This window comes from Pseudomonas sp. HMSC076A11 (assembly GCF_001810205.1).
GTDB lineage: Bacteria > Pseudomonadota > Gammaproteobacteria > Pseudomonadales > Pseudomonadaceae > Pseudomonas > Pseudomonas aeruginosa.
The window spans coordinates 1-1,747 of the sequence record NZ_KV800304.1; the positions used below are offsets into that span (position 1 = coordinate 1).

Here is a 1,747-nt window from a genome sequence, read left to right on the forward strand (position 1 = left end):
CCCGAGGTCGGCCCGATCGAGATCAGCCGCGACCGCGAGACCGGCGAGGTTCATGCCCTGCGCGGGCCGCGCTTCGCCTCCATGCAATTCCACCCCGAATCGGTGCTGACCCGCGAGGGTCCGCGCATCATCGCCGACCTGCTGCGTCACGCGCTGGTCGAGCGGCGGCCCTGAGCCAGGAGAGCCCATGCACAGATATGTCGTGATAGACGCCTTCGCCAGCGAACCGCTGCAAGGCAACCCGGTGGCGGTGTTCTTCGACTGCGACGACCTCAGCGGCGAGCGCATGCAGCGCATGGCGCGGGAGATGAACCTGTCGGAGAGTACCTTCGTGCTCCGCCCGCAACAGGACGGCGACGCGCGCATCCGCATCTTCACCCCGGTCAACGAACTGCCGTTCGCCGGCCACCCGCTGCTGGGCACCGCCATCGCCCTGGGCGCCGAGACCGACAAGGACAGGCTGTTCCTGGAGACCAGGATGGGCACCGTGCCCTTCGCCCTGGAACGCCAGGACGGCAAGGTGGTGGCCTGCAGCATGCAGCAGCCGATCCCCACCTGGGAGCACTTCAGCCGCCCGGCCGAGCTGCTCGCCGCCCTCGGCCTGAAGGGCTCGACCTTTCCCATCGAGGTCTACCGCAACGGCCCGCGCCACGTCTTCGTCGGCCTGGAGAGCGTCGCCGCGCTGTCCGCGCTGCACCCCGACCACCGCGCGCTGTGCGACTTCCCGGACCTGGCGGTGAACTGCTTCGCCGGCGCCGGGCGGCACTGGCGCAGCCGCATGTTCTCGCCGGCCTACGGCGTGGTCGAGGACGCCGCCACCGGTTCCGCCGCCGGGCCGCTGGCGATCCACCTGGCGCGCCACCGGCAGATTCCCTACGGGCAGCAGATCGAGATCCTCCAGGGCGTCGAGATCGGCCGGCCGTCGCGCATGTACGCCCGCGCCGAGGGCGCCGGCGAGCGGGTCTCGGCGGTGGAAGTGTCGGGCAACGGCGCGGCCTTCGCCGAAGGCCGGGCCTACCTGTGAACGGGCAGAACGGAGGAACGCCATGATGGGCGTCAACGCGAACATTTCCGAGTCCCTCACCGGGACCATCGAAGCCCCTTTCCCGGAGTTCGAGGCGCCGCCGGCGAACCCCATGGAGGTGCTGCGCAACTGGCTGGAACGCGCCCGCCGCTATGGCGTGCGCGAGCCGCGGGCACTGGCCCTGGCCACGGTCGACGGGCAGGGCCGGCCGTCGACGCGGATCGTGGTGATCGCCGAGCTGGGCGAGCGCGGGGTGGTGTTCGCCACCCACGCCGATAGCCAGAAGGGCCGTGAACTGGCGCAGAACCCCTGGGCCTCGGGGGTGCTGTACTGGCGCGAGAGCAGCCAGCAGATCATCCTCAACGGCCGCGCCGAACGCCTGCCCGACGAGCGCGCCGACGCCCAGTGGCTGAGCCGCCCGTACCAGACCCACCCGATGTCGATCGCCTCGCGGCAGAGCGAAACCCTCGCCGACATCCACGCCCTGCGCGCCGAAGCCCGGCGCCTGGCGGAAACCGACGGCCCGCTGCCGCGCCCGCCGGGCTACTGCCTGTTCGAACTGTGCCTGGAGTCGGTGGAGTTCTGGGGCAACGGCACCGAGCGGCTGCACGAGCGCCTGCGCTACGACCGCGACGAAGGAGGCTGGAAGCACCGCTACCTGCAACCGTGACGACACCGCTGCGCCGGCGTTTCACGGCGGATATGCGTCCCGCGGCCCCGGAG

At 71.3% G+C, this 1,747-nt stretch carries 2 protein-coding genes and 1 pseudogene; all 3 read left to right on the top strand.

What is annotated here, in order from left to right; genetic code table 11:
• Positions 1-174 (top strand): annotated as a pseudogene (locus tag HMPREF2716_RS28790) (hypothetical protein); the annotation flags it as partial.
• 13 nt (positions 175-187) lie between these two features.
• Positions 188-1,024 carry a phenazine biosynthesis protein PhzF gene (gene phzF / locus HMPREF2716_RS14675; RefSeq protein ID WP_003093628.1) on the top strand — a complete coding sequence of 279 codons (837 nt, stop codon included), beginning with the start codon at positions 188-190 and terminating at the stop codon, positions 1,022-1,024.
• Between the two features lie 25 nt (positions 1,025-1,049).
• Positions 1,050-1,694, top strand: a complete 645-nt coding sequence (gene phzG, locus HMPREF2716_RS14680) for a phenazine biosynthesis FMN-dependent oxidase PhzG (RefSeq protein ID WP_003112073.1) — start codon at positions 1,050-1,052, stop codon at positions 1,692-1,694.
• Positions 1,695-1,747: the final 53 nt, after the last annotated feature.